The 16,312-nt window shown below is 62.4% G+C and carries 14 protein-coding genes; 5 read left to right on the forward strand and 9 right to left on the reverse strand.

Annotated elements, in window-relative coordinates; genetic code table 11:
* Positions 1–65 precede the first annotated feature (65 nt).
* Complete coding sequence (locus CO671_RS04100) at positions 66–1,091, forward strand: NAD-dependent epimerase/dehydratase family protein (protein WP_097604672.1); 1,026 nt, start codon at positions 66–68, stop codon at positions 1,089–1,091.
* Here the strand turns inward: CO671_RS04100 and CO671_RS04105 are convergent.
* From CO671_RS04105 to trxB, 5 genes are all read right to left on the reverse strand, one after another.
* On the reverse strand, positions 1,088–1,888 hold the full coding sequence (locus CO671_RS04105; protein ID WP_097605069.1) for an aminoglycoside phosphotransferase family protein: 801 nt from the start codon (positions 1,886–1,888) through the stop codon (positions 1,088–1,090). The two genes, CO671_RS04100 and CO671_RS04105, sit on opposite strands and share 4 nt — an antisense overlap.
* A gap of 77 nt (positions 1,889–1,965) precedes the next feature.
* Entirely contained in the window at positions 1,966–3,090 is a 1,125-nt protein-coding gene (locus CO671_RS04110) for an alkene reductase (protein ID WP_097604674.1), read from the reverse strand.
* A 125-nt stretch (positions 3,091–3,215) separates the two neighbouring features.
* Positions 3,216–3,509: a metalloregulator ArsR/SmtB family transcription factor gene (locus tag CO671_RS04115; protein WP_004671028.1), complete on the reverse strand. Its 294-nt coding sequence runs from the start codon at positions 3,507–3,509 to the stop codon at positions 3,216–3,218.
* Positions 3,510–4,172: 663 nt separating this feature from the next.
* Positions 4,173–5,069, reverse strand: a complete 897-nt coding sequence (locus CO671_RS04125) for a LysR family transcriptional regulator VtlR (protein WP_004671024.1) — start codon at positions 5,067–5,069, stop codon at positions 4,173–4,175.
* Between the two features lie 22 nt (positions 5,070–5,091).
* Complete coding sequence (gene trxB / locus CO671_RS04130) at positions 5,092–6,066, reverse strand: thioredoxin-disulfide reductase (protein ID WP_097604676.1); 975 nt, start codon at positions 6,064–6,066, stop codon at positions 5,092–5,094.
* Positions 6,067–6,297: 231 nt separating this feature from the next.
* On the opposite strand from trxB, the gene CO671_RS04135 reads away from it, so the two are divergent.
* A complete protein-coding gene (locus CO671_RS04135; protein WP_009992419.1) occupies positions 6,298–6,765 on the forward strand; it encodes an Lrp/AsnC family transcriptional regulator in 468 nt (155 codons plus the stop codon).
* 1 nt (position 6,766) lies between these two features.
* Here CO671_RS04135 and CO671_RS04140 read toward each other — a convergent pair whose 3' ends face one another.
* Both CO671_RS04140 and CO671_RS04145 read right to left on the reverse strand, forming a co-directional pair.
* Positions 6,767–8,113 (reverse strand): sigma-54 dependent transcriptional regulator, encoded by a 1,347-nt coding sequence (locus CO671_RS04140; protein WP_097604678.1) that lies wholly within the window; start codon positions 8,111–8,113, stop codon positions 6,767–6,769.
* A 4-nt stretch (positions 8,114–8,117) separates the two neighbouring features.
* Positions 8,118–9,992 carry an ATP-binding protein gene (locus CO671_RS04145; RefSeq protein WP_097604681.1) on the reverse strand — a complete coding sequence of 625 codons (1,875 nt, stop codon included), beginning with the start codon at positions 9,990–9,992 and terminating at the stop codon, positions 8,118–8,120.
* 224 nt (positions 9,993–10,216) lie between these two features.
* On the opposite strand from CO671_RS04145, the gene CO671_RS04150 reads away from it, so the two are divergent.
* Positions 10,217–11,551 carry a dicarboxylate/amino acid:cation symporter gene (locus CO671_RS04150; protein ID WP_097604682.1) on the forward strand — a complete coding sequence of 445 codons (1,335 nt, stop codon included), beginning with the start codon at positions 10,217–10,219 and terminating at the stop codon, positions 11,549–11,551.
* Between the two features lie 232 nt (positions 11,552–11,783).
* On the opposite strand, the gene CO671_RS04155 is transcribed toward CO671_RS04150, so the two are convergent.
* Together CO671_RS04155 and greA are read right to left on the reverse strand one after the other, a co-directional pair.
* Entirely contained in the window at positions 11,784–12,842 is a 1,059-nt protein-coding gene (locus CO671_RS04155) for a glycosyltransferase family 4 protein (RefSeq protein WP_097604684.1), read from the reverse strand.
* A gap of 27 nt (positions 12,843–12,869) precedes the next feature.
* The gene (gene greA / locus CO671_RS04160; protein WP_010028762.1) at positions 12,870–13,346 is read right to left on the reverse strand and encodes a transcription elongation factor GreA; all 477 of its coding nucleotides are present in this window, start codon (positions 13,344–13,346) and stop codon (positions 12,870–12,872) included.
* 252 nt (positions 13,347–13,598) lie between these two features.
* On the opposite strand from greA, the gene CO671_RS04165 reads away from it, so the two are divergent.
* Positions 13,599–14,831: a putative DNA modification/repair radical SAM protein gene (locus CO671_RS04165; RefSeq protein WP_097604687.1), complete on the forward strand. Its 1,233-nt coding sequence runs from the start codon at positions 13,599–13,601 to the stop codon at positions 14,829–14,831.
* Positions 14,831–16,285 (forward strand): UdgX family uracil-DNA binding protein, encoded by a 1,455-nt coding sequence (locus CO671_RS04170; protein ID WP_097604689.1) that lies wholly within the window; start codon positions 14,831–14,833, stop codon positions 16,283–16,285. The genes CO671_RS04165 and CO671_RS04170 overlap by 1 nt, the downstream gene beginning before the upstream one ends.
* Positions 16,286–16,312: the final 27 nt, after the last annotated feature.

Consider the following 16,312-nt stretch of genomic DNA (forward strand, 5'->3'; position numbering starts at 1 on the left):
TCGTCAATTTCGTTTATGTGAGGGCAGGAGCATATTCATTTCATGGATCGAAGGAGATGCATGCGATGAGCAGAGAGACGAAGAAGACCGCCCTTGTTCTCGGCGCGACCGGTGGGATTGGCGGCGCGGTCGCGCGAAAGCTGCTGGGGCGCGGCTGGCGGATCCGCGCGCTGAACCGGGATGCGGAACGGGCGATGGGGAAAGAGCCGGCATTCGAATGGGTGCAGGGCGATGCGATGAATGCCGGCGACGTCCTGACGGCGGCCGAAGGCGTTGGGTTGATTGTCCATGCCGTCAATCCGCCGGGCTACCGCGACTGGGACAAGCTGGTGCTGCCGATGCTCGACAATACAATTGCCGCTGCCCGCGCTGTCGGCGCGCGCATCGTGCTGCCCGGCAACGTCTATAATTTCGGTCCCGATGCCCTGCCGATGCCGACGGAGGAGAGCCCGCAGCATCCGGTAACCAGGAAAGGTGCGATCCGGGTGGAGATGGAGGAACGGCTGAAGGCGGCGGCGCAAGTCGGCATCGGCGCCATCATCGTCCGCGCCGGCGATTTCTTCGGTCCGGGCGCCACTGCCAACAGCTGGTTCTCGTCCGGCCTGGTGACGCCGGGCAGGCCGGTCGGCACGATCAAAAACCCCGGACGGCGTGGAGTCGGTCATCAATGGACCTACTTGCCCGACATGGCGGAAACCATGGCGCAGCTCATCGAACGGGCCGATCGGCTCCCGTCCTTTGCCGTCTATCATATGGACGGCTTCTGGGATGCCGACGGCATGCAGATGGCAGAAGCGATCAGGCGCGTTGCCGGCGGCAAGGCGAAGATCGGGCGTTTTCCCTGGTGGATCGTGCCGCTCGCCGCGCCCTTCCTTCCCTTGATGCGGGAGATCAACGAGATGCGCTATCTGTGGAGGGTGCCGTTGCGGATGTCGAACAGCAAACTGACGGCTGAACTCGGAAAAGAGCCGCGCACACCGATCGACGAGGCCGTCAAGGCGACGCTCGTGGCGCTCGGCTGCCTGTCCGAACCGCAGCATCATCAGACAGCGTCCGCCGTTATCGGGCATTCACTGCAGGGCGGACGTTAAGCCGCAAGTTCGGAAAGGGCGAGCCGGGCGACCGTCAGAGCGGTCTCGACCTGAGGCGTGTTTTCGTCTTCGAGGAACCAGGCGGCGGAAAGGCCGGAATAGGCGGCGATCCACTGCAAAAGCCGCTTCGGCTCGAGCCTCGCTTCCATCGAGACGACGGCGAGCTGGCGGCGGAAACGGGCGGGATCGGTGATGGTTGGCAGCTCCTCGTTGGCAAAGATATTGGCGAAATCGAAGCCGCGTTCGCCATGAAGGCGCTTCGGATCGATCGCCAGCCAGCCGCGTGTCTCGAAATCGAGAATATTGCCGTGGTGAATGTCGCCGTGGAGGATGGTGACTTCGTGCGGGTCGGAAAGAAGGGCTTTGGCGACCGTCGAGCAATCGGCAAATGTGCCGCCAACTTTATCGGCCGTCGGTTCCAGTTCACGGAACCAGCGGGTGAGGGGTATCGGATCGGGAAGCGGCTTTTGGCGCGGCGCATGCAGCCTTGCGGCCGTCCGGCAGAGGATACGGCTGGCCTCGTCGTCTTCGCCATTCATCGCCATGGCAAGCAGCGAGCGTTTGCCCGTCGCCCGTTCCAGAAGCACGGCGTCGCCCTCATGGGCGTAGACATGGGCCGCGCCATCGCCGTCCCACCATTGCATCAACAGCGCGCCATATCGTTCGTCGTTGTCTGTCGCCACCTTCAGCATGGCGGGCCTATCCTGCCAGAGGACCGGCAGCAGGCGGCTCGAATGGGTGAGGATCGGCTCGCCGTCTGATATGAGCGACCAGCGATCGAGATAGGGAGCGAACATGGCGACACCGTACAAAGATGGAGCGGAAATGGAAATCCCGCCTCTCAGCGGGATTTCGCAATTCGGATCCGAAAGGCTCAGGCGACCTTCTCGACAGCGGAATAGTCGATGTAACCCTTGGCGGTGCCGCCGTAGAAGGTCGACTGGTCCGGCGTGTTGAGCGGCAAGTTCTTTGCCAGCCGTTCGACGAGGTCGGGATTGGCGATGAAGGGCTTGCCGAAGGCGACGAGATCGGCGCGGCCGCTTTCGACGGCATCGACCGCCAGGTCGCGGTCATAGCCGTTATTGACCATCCAGTTGGCCTTGCCGCCGGCCGTTTCATAGGTCCGGCGCAGCGCCTTGTAGTCGAAGGGAGGATTGTCGCCCTGCTTGTAATCACGGTCGCCGCCCGTCTGGCCTTCGATGACGTGGAGATAAGCGAGGTCGTATTTGGCCAGTCCCTCGACGACATGGGCGAAGGTGGCCTGCGGATTGGAATCGTAGCTTTCGCCCGACGGCGTCACCGGTGAAATGCGGATCGCGGTGCGGCCGGCACCGACTTCGCTCACGACGGCATCCACGACTTCAAAGGCGAGCCGCGTGCGGTTCTCGATCGAGCCGCCATATTGGTCGGTGCGGTCATTGACGCCGTCACGAATGAACTGGTCGAGCAGATAGCCGTTGGCGCCATGGATTTCGACACCGTCAAAGCCGGCGTCGATGGCGGCGCGGGCAGCCTTGCGGTAATCCTCGACGATACCAGGGATTTCGGCGGTTTCGAGCGCGCGCGGCTCGGAGGTGTCGGCGAAGCTGCCGCTGCCGTCGGCGTTGACCAGATAGGTCTTGGCCTTGGCGACGCGATTGGTCGAGGAGACCGGCTTGCCGCCATCCGGCTGCAGCGTCGTGTGCGAAATGCGGCCGACATGCCACATCTGTACGACGATCTTGCCGCCGGCGGCGTGAACGGCGTCGGTCACACGCTTCCAGCCTTCGAGCGCTGCCTTGCTATAAAGACCGGGCACGTCGGCATAACCCTGGCCTTGATGGGTGATCGCGGTCGCTTCGGTAATGATCAGCCCTGCCGTGGCGCGCTGGCGGTAATATTCGACGTTGAGGTCGTTGGGGATCGCGCCCGGCGAGCGGTTGCGGGTGAGCGGCGCCATGACGATGCGGTTCTTGACTGATATGTCGCCAACCTTGGTGGGTTCGAAAAGCTTGGCCATGATGGTCCTTTCTTTTGCGGGAGGATCACTCGGCGGGGGCAAGGGCGGCCCGGCCCCAGGCGGAGAGATGGTCGAGCGCCGTTGCGTCAAGGCCAATCGGGGCCATCAGGGCTGCGGCGGAGATTTTACAGGTCTTGCGTCAGCTGCTTGAGGAAGGCTGCGATGGTGTCTTCGTTGCGCTTGTAGAAGATCCACTGTCCGACGCGTTTGGTGGTGACGAGACCGGCACGGTGCAGTGTCCCGAGATGGGCCGAAACCGTCGACTGCGACAGGCCGCACCGTTCGAATTGGCTGGCGCAGACCCCCATTTCGAAAGGATGCTCCTGCGTGAGGAAATGTTCCTCCGGATTTTTCAGCCAGCTCAGAATGGCCATCCGGGTGGGATGCGCGAGCGCCTTGATGATCTCGTCTTTGTCCATCGCGGTTTGTCGATCCATAAATCGTATGTTCTCGATATATGGATCGATAGCCGTCGATATGCAAATCACGGAGGCGTGAGGCGGCAGCTGCCGGGGCATGCGCAAATTTTGGGCAAAAAAAGAGGGCCACTGGAAACCAGGGCCCTTATAAGTTGTGAAGGTCAAAAACCTCCAGAGGGGAACAGCTAATGCGGTGGTACTGGGAGAGAAACCACGAAATGCATCAGCTGAAAGGGATATGGTGCTTCCTTAGGCAGGTTTCAATGCTTTTTTGTGCATGCCTGCTATGCGCCGCACAAATTTTTTGCGATGCAGCATTGCCCCGGTCGGCAAGGCAAAAAAAGAGGGCCGCTGGAAAACCAGGGCCCTTATAAGTGTGAAGGTCAAAAACCTCCAGAGGGGAACAGCTAATGCGGTGGAACTGGGAGGAAAAGCCACCATGTGCATCAGCTATGTGCGATATGGTGGTTTAATGGGCAAACGGCAACCCACATTTGCGCATGTCAGTCATGCGCTCTCTGCATAGTATAGAAATCATTCCATAAATCTGGCCTGGATCCGGATGATTTGAGGCCGATCCCGGCCTAAAATCATTCGGATCTAAACCAAAGAAGGTGAGCATGATGTCGACCGAAAACCGCTCACACTTTTCGGCATCATGCTCTAGAAGTTCCAGTTTCTGGCCTTGCTGACGATAAAATCGCGGAAGGCCTTCAGCTTGGCGGCGTTCTTGATCTCGTCGGGATAGCAGAAATAGGTGTCGAAGGAGGGGACGTCGGCATTGATCGCCAGCTGAATCAGGCCGGGATCGCGCCCGACGATGTAATCCGGCAGGCAGGCGACGCCGATACCGAGCAGGCAGGCGCGCTTGATCGAGGTCTGGCTGTTGATCTGCAGATGCGGGATGCGCTTGTTGTCCGACGAGCGGCCGGCGACTTCGAGCCAGTTGACGTCGAGCAGGTAGCTCGGCGCCGGCTCGCCGAAGGTGATGATGCGGTGGTTGTCGAGATCTTCGATCTTCTGCGGCTCGCCATGGCGGTTGATGTAGGAGGGAGCGGCATAGACGTGCATGTGCACGGTGAAGAGTTTGCGCTGGATGAGGTCGGATTGCTGCGGCTGGCGCAGGCGGATCGCGCAGTCGGCATGGCGCATGTTCACATCCACTTCCTCATTGTCGAGGATCAGCTGGATCTGCACATCGGGATAAAGCTGCAGGAATTCCTGGATCTTGTCGGTCAGCCAGCCCTGGCCGAGGCCGACCGTCGTCGTCACACGCAGCTTGCCGGACGGGGTCTCGGTCGTCTCGGTGAGCTGCATCTTCACGGTTTCGAGCTTCAGCAGCACGTCATGGGCGGTGCGGTACAGCAGTTCGCCCTGTTCCGTCAGGATCAGGCCGCGTGCATGGCGGTGAAACAGCTTGGTGCCGACATCCTGCTCGAGCGCGCTCACCTGGCGGCTGATGGCCGATTGGGACAGATGCAGCTTATCGGCCGCATGCGTGAACGAACCCGCCTCGGCAGCTGCGTGGAAAATACGCAGCTTGTCCCAATCCAATGGCATTCCCCCGCCTCTCATGCCGCTCTTACTCCGCAGCCACGGCGACGGGCATGTGGCCCGTCAGATATCGCTCGGCTTCGAGCGCTGCCATGCACCCCATGCCGGCGGCGGTGACGGCCTGGCGGAAGGTGTCGTCGGTCACGTCGCCGGCGGCATAGACACCCTCGAGGCTGGTCGCGGTCGAATCCGGCGCGGTCCAGAGATAGCCGTTATCCTTCAGCTTCAGCTTGTCCTTGAAGAGCTCGGTTGCCGGCGCGTGGCCGATGGCGACGAAGACGCCGTCGATCGACATCTCGGTGACAGCACCGGTTCTGACGTCACGCAGGCGGGCGCCGGAGACGGATTGCGGCATCGGGGGTTTTGCCGGCGTGCCTGTTATTTCGGCCACTTCGGTGTTCCACAGCACCTTGACGTTTTCCTTGGCGAACAGACGTTCCTGCAGGATTTTCTCGGCGCGGAAGGTGTCGCGGCGATGTACCAATGTCACCGACTTGGCGATGTTGGAGAGATAGAGCGCCTCTTCGACGGCGCTGTTGCCGCCGCCGACGACGATCACATCCTTGTTGCGATAGAAGAAGCCGTCGCAGGTGGCGCAGGCTGAAACACCGAAGCCCTGGAAATGCTGTTCGCTTTCGATGCCGAGCCACTTGGCCTTGGCGCCGGTGGCGATGATCAGCGTATCGGCGGTCCACACCTGGCCGCTGTCGGTGCGGGCGACGAAGGGCCGCTGGTTCATGTCGACCTCGGTCACGAGGTCGTTGACGATCTCGGCGCCGACATGTTTTGCCTGCTGCAGCATCTGCTCCATCAGCCAGGGACCCTGGATCGGATCGGCAAAGCCCGGATAGTTCTCGACATCGGTGGTGATCATCAACTGACCGCCCTGTTCGAGACCGGCGATCAAAACCGGTTTCAGCATGGCGCGCGCGGCATAGACCGCGGCGGTATAGCCTGCGGGTCCGGAACCGATGATGAGCACCTTGGTGTGGCGGGCGGGCATGTCATTTCCTTTCGACTGGCAGGAGGGCGGCGGCTAAATAGCGAATGCGGCCGTTTCGCGGTCCATGCGCCATTTATGAACGACCAATGCTTTTATTCAAGGGCAGCCTTGCGTTACCAACAAGGCAAATCACCCTGTTGTGCAAGAATCCGTCATCGGCGTGAAACTTTCTTGCGTATTCCGCGGCTTTATATAGAAGCTCGCCGCGGAGAATTAAAGAAAGGCCATGATGTGGGTCGCACCGAGCTCGACGTCATCGACATAAAGATCCTCCGCGAGCTGCAGGCCGACGGCCGCATGACCAATGTCGAGCTCGCCGATCGCGTCGGTATTTCGGCGCCGCCCTGCCTGCGCCGGGTGCGCAAGCTCGAGGAAGCCGGCATCATCGAAGGCTATCACGCCATGCTGAACAGCCCGAAGCTCGGCTTCGATCTGGTCGCCTTCTGCATGGTCGGGCTCAAGCATCAGTCGGAAGGCAATCTCAAGGCCTTCGCCGCCGCCACCACCGAATGGCCGCTGGTGCGCCAAGCCTGGATGGTTTCGGGCGACAGCGATTTCCTGCTGCACTGCGTGGCGGAAAACCTGACCCACTTCCAGGATTTCGTCATCGAGGTGCTGACGGCGAACGAACATGTCGACACCGTGCGCACCATGCTGACGATCCGGCAGGTGAAGAAGCTCGGGCTGGTGGAAGTCTGAGCTATTTGCGCGAGGCATAGCCGCCGCGGTTGATGCCGTGGCGCTGCAGCTTGTCGTAGAACGTCTTTCTCGGAATGCCGAGCGCCTCGATGGTGCGGCGCACGTCGCCGTCACTGGCCGCGAGCGCGTCGCGGATGATTTCCGCCTCGTAACGTTCCAGCCGCTCGGGCAGCGTGCCGCCGCTCGGCTGCGGGGCAAGGGATGGCGCTCCGCCGCCTTCGACGCCAAGCACCACGCGTTCGGCATAATGGGAGAGTTCGCGGACGTTGCCGGGCCATGGATGCGAGGCAAGGTGGCGGCGAACCGCCTCCGAAAGCGGCGGCACATCGCGGCGGAAGCGCTCGGCGGCGCGGGCGGCAAAGTGGGAAAACAGCAGCGGAATATCGTCGCGACGTTCCCTCAGCGGCGGAATGGAAATGGTCACGACATTCAGCCGGTAATAGAGGTCCTCGCGAAAATCACCGCGCACCTCGGGGTCGCCGAGGTCGATCTTGGCGGCCGCGACGACGCGCAGGTCGACCGGCCGTACCTCGTTGGTGCCGAGCGGGGTGATTTCGCGCATCTCCAGCACCCGCAGCATCTTGACCTGTGTGGCGACAGGCATGCTCTCGATCTCGTCGAGGAAGAGCGTGCCGCCGCTTGCATGTTCGATGCGGCCGGTGCGGCGCTTCTGGGCGCCGGTAAAGGCGCCGGCCTCGTGACCGAACAGCTCGCTTTCGATGACGGTTTCGGGCAGCGCCCCGCAGTTCAGCGCCACGAAATTGCCCTTCCGGCGATGGCTCCACTGATGCAGGATCTGGGCGACCACTTCCTTGCCGCTGCCGGTTTCGCCGGCGACCAGCACGTCGACATCGGTATCGGCGATATGGCGAAGGATCTTCCTGAGATTGTCCATGACCGGCGTCTGGCCGATCAGCGGCAAAGTCTCCTGCGCATCGTCGGCCGCCTTGCGCAGCATGCGGTTTTCCAGGACGAGCCGCCGTTTCTCGCTGGCGCGGCGCACGCTCTGGACGAGCCGTTCGGCCGGGAAGGGTTTGGCGATGAAATCATAGGCGCCGTCCCGGATGGCCTGGACGGCCATCGGGATATCGCCGTGGCCGGTCATCAGGATGACGGGCAGGTCGGCATCCATGTCTTTAAGCGTGGCGAACAGCTGTAGGCCGTCGATCTCGGGCATGCGGATATCGGTGACGACGGGGCCGGAAAAGTCGGCCGGCAGGTCGGCCAGCGCCGCTTTGGCGCCGTCATAGGCGGAAACGGAGAAGCCGGCGAGTTCCAGCGTCTGGGCCGTGGCGCGGCGCAGATCGCCGTCATCGTCGATCAAAGCAACGGGTATGGCCATGTTCATGATCTCAAGCCTTCCTCAGATGAACGATGAACCGGCTTCCCTCGCCATCGCTCTCGACCTCCATCCGGCCGCCGTAATCGCCGACGATATCCTTGGAGATGACCAGCCCGAGGCCGAGACCTTTTTCCTTAGAGGTGTTGAAGGGCGTAAACAGGCCTTTGCGGATTTCAGGCGAAATGCCAGGGCCGTTGTCGGCAACCGTCAGCGTCACCGTCTCGGCATCGGCCCATGTCCTGACCTCGACGCGCCCCTCTTCGGCCTTCGGCGCTACGGCCTCCAGCGCGTTCTGAAGCAGGTTGATCAGCACCTGCTCGAGGCGGATCCTGCTGCCCATGACCTGCAGCTCGGCCGGCGGCAGGTCGATGTCGAGCGTATCCATGCGGCCGGCAAAGCGGCTGCGCAACAGCATCACCGCCCCCTCGATGACGTCCTTCAAGCCTGTCGGCTCGGCGCTGCCGCGGCCCTTGCGGGCGAAGGTCTTCAGTTCCTCGGTGATCGAGCCTATGCGCTCCGTCAGCGCGGCGATGTTTTCGAGATTTTCACCGGCGGGCGCCGTCTGGCCGCGGTCGAGGAAGGTGCGGGCATTGTCCGCATAGGCGCGGATGGTCGCCACCGGCTGGTTGATCTCATGGGCGACGCCGGCGGCAACCTGGCCGAGGATCGCCAGCCGGTTGGCCTGCACCAGATCCTGCTGCACCGCCTGCAGCTTCTGTTCCGTGCTGCGGTGACCGGCGATCTCGGCCTGCAGCCGATCGCGCGCCTGGCTGAGATCCAAAGTCCGCTCGGTCACGCGCCGTTCCAGTTCCTCGCGCGCCTGCTGCTCCCTGAAAATCCTCAGCGTGATCGTCTGGCGGCGGCGCAAGAGGAAGGCTGCGCCGGCGAGGAGCGGTAAAAGCAAGAGCAGCGCCAGCATGCGTGTTTCGCGGACCGCCGCATCGACGGACGGCCCCGATGCAACAAGATGCTGCAGATGCCAGCCGGTCGCAGGGATCGGCATTCCGACATTGAGAAAGCTGGTCTTTCCGGCGCCGCCGGGCGTGACGATCTCGACGACATCGAGCCCGTCGCCGAGGCGCCTGATGATATCGAGCGGCAGCGGCTGAAGCGGCGCGTCACCGAATTGAAGGCTGTCGCGGATCGCGGTCAACCGATCCTCGGCGATGCGGCCGATCGTCATGAACCGCCAGGAGGGAATGCTGGTGATGAGGACGATGCCGCGATCGTCGATGACGTAGGACGGGGCGCCCGAGGCATGCCAATCCGCCTCGACATCGTCGAATTCCACCTTGACGACGACGACGCCCAGCAGGCCGTCGCTGCCTGATATCCGCTCGGAAATATAAAGACCGGGCTTCTTGCTGACGGTGCCGAGGGCGAAATGCTCGGCCTGCCCTTGAGCGACGGCGCCCTGAAAATACTCGCGGAAGCGATAGTCGTTGCCGACGAAGCTCGTCGGTTCGCGCCAGTTGCTGGCCGCAACCGCGATGCCGTCCTTGTCGATGACATAGATGACGGCAGCCTTCGTACCGGCGGCCAGTGTCTCAAGCTTCCGGCTCAACTGCTCGAACGTGCCGGCGTCGCGTCCCGCCAGGGCGGCGGCGAGCGCGGTATCTTGCGACAGCACGAAGGGCAGCGCCCGGTATTTCTCGAGGACCGTGCGCAGCAGCGCCACGTTCATCCCCGCATCGGTGCGGGCCTGTTCCTCCAGGGCAGCTTCCGCCCGGCGCCGGCCAACCTCGCCGCTCACCAAGAGACTTGCGGCGATGGCCGAGAGGGCGAGCACCGCATAGGCCCACCACATTCGGCGAATGCGGTGGTGCAAGGGCAGGGAGGGCCAAAGCCTTTGCGAGACTGACAAGGACATGGCGGATTTGTGCATTTTTCCGCACGGGACGCAAATGGATTTGTGTGGGTTTTCGCATTGGTAGTCAGGCCGTTGGCCCGTCTGAAATTTTTTCTGACATAAAAACAATTGCTTACGTGGATGGCGCGAAACTGGCACGGCGATTGCGAAGAAGAGCGCAACAACGGCTGAGCTGTTGGATTGAAGCGAACGGCTCGGGAGGCCGGAGTTCGTTCCGGACGAGCCTTTAGGAGGACATCATGATCGCAGCACCACTCGATGCAGTCGCAGACAGCAAGGGCAGGAAGCCCTTCTATTCCCATCTCTACGTCCAGGTTCTCGCGGCCATCGCCGCAGGCATCCTGCTCGGCCATTTCTATCCCGAACTCGGCACCCAGCTGAAGCCGCTCGGCGATGCCTTCATCAAGCTCGTGAAGATGGTGATCGCTCCGGTCATCTTCCTGACGGTGGCCACCGGTATTGCCGGCATGAGTGACCTGAAGAAGGTCGGCCGCGTCGCCGGCAAGGCGATGCTGTACTTCCTGACCTTCTCGACGCTGGCGCTCGTCATCGGCATGATCGTCGCCAACGTCGTCCAGCCGGGCGCCGGGATGAACATCGATCCGGCATCGCTCGACCCGAAGGCCGTCGCCACCTTTGCCGATAAGGCGCATGAGCAGAGCATCGTCGGCTTCCTCAGCAATATCATCCCGACGACGATCGTCGGCGCCTTTGCCGACGGCGATATTCTGCAGGTGCTGTTCTTCTCGGTGCTCTTCGGCATCGCGCTCGCCATGGTCGGCGAAAAGGGCGAGCAGGTCGTGACTTTCCTCAACGCCCTGACGGCTCCGATCTTCAAGCTCGTCGGCATCCTGATGAAGGCCGCCCCGATCGGTGCCTTCGGCGCCATGGCCTTCACCATCGGTAAGTATGGCATCGGTTCGATCGCCAACCTCGCCATGCTGATCGGCACCTTCTACATCACCTCGCTGCTCTTCGTTCTCGTCGTGCTCGGCGCCGTCGCCCGCTATAACGGCTTCTCGATCCTGGCGCTGCTGCGTTACATCAAGGAAGAGCTGCTGCTGGTGCTCGGCACCTCGTCTTCGGAGGCCGCACTTCCGGGTCTGATGAACAAGATGGAAAAGGCCGGCTGCAAGCGCTCGGTCGTCGGCCTCGTCATCCCGACCGGCTATTCCTTCAATCTCGACGGCACCAACATCTATATGACGCTGGCGGCGCTGTTCATCGCCCAGGCAACCGGCATCCAGCTCTCCTGGGGCGACCAGATCCTGCTGCTGCTGGTGGCGATGCTGAGCTCGAAGGGTGCCGCAGGCATCACCGGCGCCGGTTTCATCACCCTTGCCGCGACACTCTCCGTCGTGCCCTCCGTGCCGGTCGCCGGCATGGCGCTCATCCTCGGCATCGACCGCTTCATGTCGGAATGCCGCGCGCTGACCAACCTCGTCGGCAATGCGGTGGCGACGATTGTGGTGGCACGCTGGGAAAAGGAACTGGATACCGCGCAGCTTGCCGCAGCACTCGGCGGCCAGACGGAAGAGACGGCTCCGACGGCCGGGCTGCAACCGGCCGAATAAACCCGCCCGATCGTCGATAATCTTGCAGCGGCCCGTTCTACAGCGGGCCGTTTGCTGTTGATGATGTCGTTCTCTATTCGTCGACATCCTCGGCCTTGTGCCGAGCATCTGCTGCCCTATCGGATGGCGGCAGATGCTCGGGACAAGCCCCGAGCATGACGGACGGAGGAGGGGTTGGCGGACTTCTCCAGCGGCCCGGCGGCCGATTATCCAACGGGCCGTTTCCTTTCGGCTAGCCGCGATTGCCGCCGAGAAGGCGGTCGTAAACGGCGCCGATCGCGGTTGCTTCCTTCTCCAGCGCAAAATTCGCCCGGACATGGCGCAGCGCATTCTCGCCATGGGCGATCGCCAGCGCGGGATCTGCGATGTAGGGGGCGATCGCCCGCGTCAGCGCCTCGCCGTCGCCGGCGGCCACGACCGAGCCGGTCTCGCCCTCGGCGATGAGTTCGGCATAGGCGCCGGCATCCGATGCCACCACCGCCGTCCGCGAAGCCATGGCTTCGAGCGGGGTCAAGCCGAAGCCCTCGTTGCGGGAGGGGGCGACATAGAGCGTCAGGCGGCGATACCAGACCTTGATATCGGGCACTTCGCCGAGGAAGAGGATGCGGTCGCTAAGGCCTGCGGCGGCGACATCGGCCTTGAGCTTGTCGCCGAAGCCCACGTGCTCCGCCGTCACCCGGCCGGAGACGACGGCCGTCCATTCGGGGTGCTGCGGCAAGAGTTCGATCATCGCCCGAACGAAGAGATCCGTGCCCTTCTGATGGCGCACACGACCGAAACAGCCGACAAGATAGCGGCCGGGCAGACCGGTCGCGGCGATGCCGTCTTCCGCCGTTTCCGGCGGGTGGAACAAGGACAGATCGACCCCGTGCTGGATGACCGTGTGCGGCACCTCGAGGAAGGAGCCGGAGCGGTCGCTGGTCGCGATCACCGCGTCCATGCGGCGGATCAGCCATTTCGTGTAGGCGGTGTGGCGGCGTTGCGCGGCGGAGGTGAAGATGAGCTTCAGCGGCATGCGCAGGAGATAGCGGAGCAGGATGCCGACGGCCATGTCATTGTTGCGGCGGGCGTGCCAGACGCGATGGCGCCGGCGCGCCGGCCTGCGCCACAGACCAGGGAGCTGTGACCATCTCAGTTTCGGCAGGCCTTCCGGCAGGCCGGGGCCGAGCGTTGCGATTCCGATGCCGAGCCGGAGCTGGCACGGAATGAGCTGGACGATGGTCGACGTGACGCCGGAGAGCCGGCGCTTGAAATTGGGCGCGATGATCTCGACGTCACGCATATCAGGCAAGGGAGGGGTCTCGTCTGTGGCGGGCGATCAGCCCCAGGAAACCTGGAGGATTTCGTAGGCCTTGGAGCCGCCGGGCGCGTTGACCTCGATGGAATCGCCGACTTCCTTGCCGATCAGCGCACGGGCAATCGGGGAGGAGATGGAGATGCGGCCGGCTTTGACGTCGGCTTCCTGGTCGCCGACGATCTGGTAGGTCTTTTCTTCCTCGGTGTCCTCGTCGACGAGCTTCACCTTGGCGCCGAACTTGATCTTGTGGCCCGACATCTTCGTGAGGTCGATGACCTCGGCGCGCGCCGTCAGGTCTTCCAGCTCGCTGATGCGGCCTTCATTGTGGCTCTGGGCTTCCTTGGCAGCGTGATATTCGGCGTTTTCGGAAAGGTCGCCATGGGCACGGGCTTCGGCGATCGCCTCGATGATTCGGGGGCGCTCCTCCTGCTGACGCCAGCGCAGTTCTTCCTGCAGCTTGACGAAACCACCCTGTGTCATCGGTACCTTTTCAACCATTTTTCTGTCCTTCACTCCTTGTATCGGCACGTCAGGCGCAAACACAAAAGAAAACAGGTCCCGAAGGGGAGCTTCGGAACCGTGCCACAATCCTAGTTAAGTGCTTATAGCAGATCGCCAAGGCCGATTTCCAGAAAATTCGCATAAACGCAACGCAACCCCCGCGATATCAGGTGATGCGCCTGAAAATCGGGGCGGTAGTGGGACGGGCCGGATTGACTTTGTATATTAGAACATATAGTGAACATAGGCATGAAGAAGTCGCTTGCCGAACGCTTGGCCATCCTGTCCGATGCCGCGAAATATGACGCCTCCTGCGCCTCCAGCAGCACGGTGAAACGCGATTCGAGCACAAGCGGCGGGCTCGGTTCGACCGAGGGATCCGGCATCTGCCATGCCTATGCGCCGGATGGTCGATGCATTTCGCTTCTGAAGATCCTGCTGACCAATTTCTGCATCTACGACTGCGCCTATTGCGTCAATCGCTCGTCGAGCAATGTCGAACGGGCGCGTTTTACGCCCGAGGAGGTGATCTGGCTGACGCTGGAATTCTACCGCCGCAACTATATCGAAGGCCTCTTCCTTTCCTCCGGCATTATCCGTTCGTCCGATTACACGATGGAGGAAATGGTCCGCATCGTGCGTGAACTGCGGGTGACGCATGATTTTCGCGGTTATATCCATCTGAAATCGATCCCCGAGGCGTCGCCGCGGCTGATCGAGGAGGCGGGGCTTTATGCCGACCGGCTGTCGCTCAATATCGAGCTGCCGACGGATAACGGCATCAGCCGCTTCGCGCCGGAAAAGAAGCCCGCCAATATCCGGCGATCGATGGCTGAGCTCAGGCTGAAGATCGAGGCCGCCGGCGAGCCGACGCTGAAAAGCAAGAAACGCCAGCGTTTCGTCCCGGCCGGGCAGAGCACGCAGATGATCGTCGGCGCCGACGGCGCGAGTGACGCGACCATCCTGGCGACCAGCGGCCGGCTCTACAGCAGCTACGGCCTCAGGCGCGTCTATTATTCCGCCTTCAGCCCGATCCCGGATTCGTCGAAAAACCTGCCGCTGATCAAGCCGCCGCTGATGCGCGAACACCGGCTCTACCAGGCCGACTGGCTCTACCGCTTCTATGGTTTCGGCATCGACGAGATCACCGCCAATCAGGCGGGCGGCATGCTCGATCTCAATCTCGACCCCAAACTTGCCTGGGCGCTCGCCAACCGGGCCGAATTTCCCGTCGATATCAACAGGGCCGAGCGTGAACGGCTGTTGCGCGTGCCCGGCCTTGGCACCAAGACGGTCAAGGCAATCGTTTCGGCGCGCCGCTTTCGCCGTCTGCGGCTCGACGATCTCTCGCGGCTCGGCGTTTCGATCAAGAAGGTCCAGTCCTTCATCTCGGCGGAAGGATGGTCGCCGCGACGGCTGATCGATAGGCCGGATCTTCGCACCATGTTCGAGCCGCAGCCTGAACAATTGTCGTTGCTGTGATGCGCCGGGTCGTGCTCAGAGGACGCGGAGATCTTGCCGAATGGCGTGATGCCGCGCGCGCCTTGGCGGCCGCCGGCATTTTGCCTGAAGAGATCGAGTGGCGTGAAAGAAGCGCGGAGGCGGATCTTTCCTTTCAGCGCGACGCCATGCCGCCGGCGCCGGCGGCATCACGCAAGCCGATGACGGTGCCGCCCACCTTCATCGAGCTTGTCGAGACGGTGCTCTGCCATTCCGATCCGGCGCGGTTTTGCCTGCTGTACCGTCTGCTCTGGCGGCTGCAGCTGGACCGGCAGTTGCTTGAGGTGACCTCCGACGAGGATGTCGTGCGTGCCAGGCTGATGGCGAAAAACGTGCATCGCGACGCGCACAAGATGACGGCTTTCGTCCGCTTCAAGGAGGTTGGCGCGGTTTCCGCGGGGCGGCGAAAATTCATCGCCTGGTTCGAGCCGGACCACCATATCGTCAGGCGGACGGCGCCCTTCTTCCAACGACGATTCACCGATATGGACTGGCTGATCGCCACGCCCAAGGGGTCGGCCGCCTGGGACGGCGAGCGGCTGACGATCAGCGACGAACCTTGCGAGAAGCCCAATCTCAGCGATGCCACCGATGAGCTCTGGCGCACCTATTATGCCAGCATCTTCAATCCGGCGCGATTGAAGCTGAAGGCGATGCAGGCGGAGATGCCGAAGAAATACTGGAAGAACCTGCCGGAAGCCGATCTCATTCCCGGGTTGATCGCATCGGCCGAAAGCAAGGTGCGGGAGATGGCGGCAAGGGAGGCAACACAATCGCTGCCTTTTCACGACCGGCTGCAGCAGGCTGCGCGCAATCTTCCCGCCGGGCCTGAGCTTCCGGCGGGCACGCTGGAAGCACTGCGCGCGGAGGCTGCCGTCTGCACGCGCTGTCCGCTTCACGCCAATGCGACGCAGACGGTGTTCGGGGAGGGGCCGCGCGATGCGGAGGTGATGTTCGTCGGCGAGCAGCCGGGCGATCAGGAGGATATTGCAGGGCGCCCTTTTGTCGGCCCTGCGGGCAGGCTTTTCGATCAGGTGATTGCGGAGGCGGGCATCGACCGATCGACGCTCTACGTCACCAATGCCGTCAAGCATTTCAAATACGAGCCGCGCGGCAAGCGGCGCATCCACCAGAAGCCCAATATGGGCGAGGTGAAGCATTGCCGCTGGTGGCTCGATCTGGAATTGTCGCTCGTCAAGCCGAAGCTGATCGTGGCCATGGGGGCGACGGCACTTGCGGCGCTGACCGATGTGAAAGGCCGCCTGCAGGACGTCAGAGGAAAGGCGATGGCGATCGAAGCAGGGCGCACGCTCTTCGTGACGGTGCATCCGTCCTATCTGCTGCGCATTCCCGACGAACGGCTGAAGGCCGAGGAGATGGCGCGCTTTCGCGAGGATATGTTGAAAATTCAGCGGCTTATGAAGGCGGCCGCATAAGTTGATTCTGGTTGAACTCAGCGTCAG

Source organism: Rhizobium sp. M10 (assembly GCF_002531955.1).
Taxonomy (GTDB): Bacteria; Pseudomonadota; Alphaproteobacteria; order Rhizobiales; family Rhizobiaceae; genus Rhizobium; species Rhizobium etli_C.